Annotated in this window: 1 protein-coding gene; it reads left to right on the plus strand. The window is 77.6% G+C overall.

Translation table 11 applies throughout. The features are described 5' to 3' along the window. The coding region (locus E3T48_RS01820) for an AMP-binding protein (RefSeq protein WP_166789598.1) at positions 1 to 1,198 on the plus strand (1,198 nt) is incomplete at both ends.

A 1,198-nucleotide genomic window follows, 5' to 3' on the forward strand; every position in this document is an offset into this window, starting at 1 on the left:
CTCCGCGGCCTGACCCGCGCCGTGCGCGGCGCGCACCCCGACCACGTGATCGGGGCTGCTCCCGGGCTCGTCGCCGCCCGCGCCCTCGGCTGGCCCGGCCAGAAGATCTCGGTGGCCCGCCTGCCCCGGGCGGTGCACCGCGCGCTGGACGTGTCCTTCACCCTCGCCGAGCTCCTCGCTCTCGGCGTCGCCGAGGACCTGCCCGCCGCGCCCGCCCCCGGCGACACGGCGGCCGTGCTGTTCACCTCCGGCTCGACCGGTCCGGCCAAGGGCGTCGTCTACACCCACGCCCAGCTCTCCGCGGTCGCCCACGCGCTGCACGCCCAGTACGGCGTGGGCCTCGGCACGGGCCTGGTCGCCGGGTTCGCGCCGTTCGCCCTGCTCGGCCCGGCCCTCGGCGCCCGCTCGGTGACCCCGGACATGGACGTCACCTCGCCGAAGACCCTGACCGCGACCGCCGTGGCCGCGGCCGTCGCCGCGATCGACGCCACCGTCGTCTTCCTTTCCCCGGCGGCCCTGGCCAACGTCGTCGCCACCGAGGCCGCACTCACCCCCGCCGACCACCGGGCTCTCGCCGGTGTGCGCAGCTTCCTCTCCGCGGGCGCCCCGGTGGCGGAACCGCTGCTGGCCGGCGCCGCCCGGCTGATGCCGCGGGCGAGCGCGCACACTCCCTACGGGATGACCGAGGGCCTGTTGATGACCGACATCACCCTCGACGGCATCCGCGACGCGGCCCCGATCTCCCTCGCCGACCTGGCCGGGCCCGGCGGGGTCTGCGTCGGGCGCCCGGCGGCGACCACCCGCATCCGGATCAGCGCCCTCGACCTGGCGGGGGCGGCCACCGGGGAACTGTCGGATGCGGCGGGTGTCACCGGAGAGATCGTGGTCTCCGCCCCGCACACCCTGGACCACTACTCCCGGCTCTGGCTCACCGACCGGGCCGCCCGGCGCGGAGCGGTCGCCGGGGAGCGCTGGCATCGCAGCGGCGACGTCGGCCACTTCGACTCGGCCGGCCGGCTCTGGATCGAGGGCCGCCTGCCCCACGTCATCCAGACCGCGACCGGGGTGCTCACCCCGGTCGGCCCCGAGCAGCGCGTCGAGGGCGTCGCCGAGATCGCCCGCGCCGCGGTCGTCGGCGTCGGCCCGGCCGGCACCCAGCAGCCGGTCGCCGTCGTCGAGACCCGCCCACCCGCGCACC

Source organism: Cryobacterium fucosi, assembly GCF_004403515.1.
GTDB classification, from domain to species: Bacteria; Actinomycetota; Actinomycetes; order Actinomycetales; family Microbacteriaceae; genus Cryobacterium; species Cryobacterium fucosi.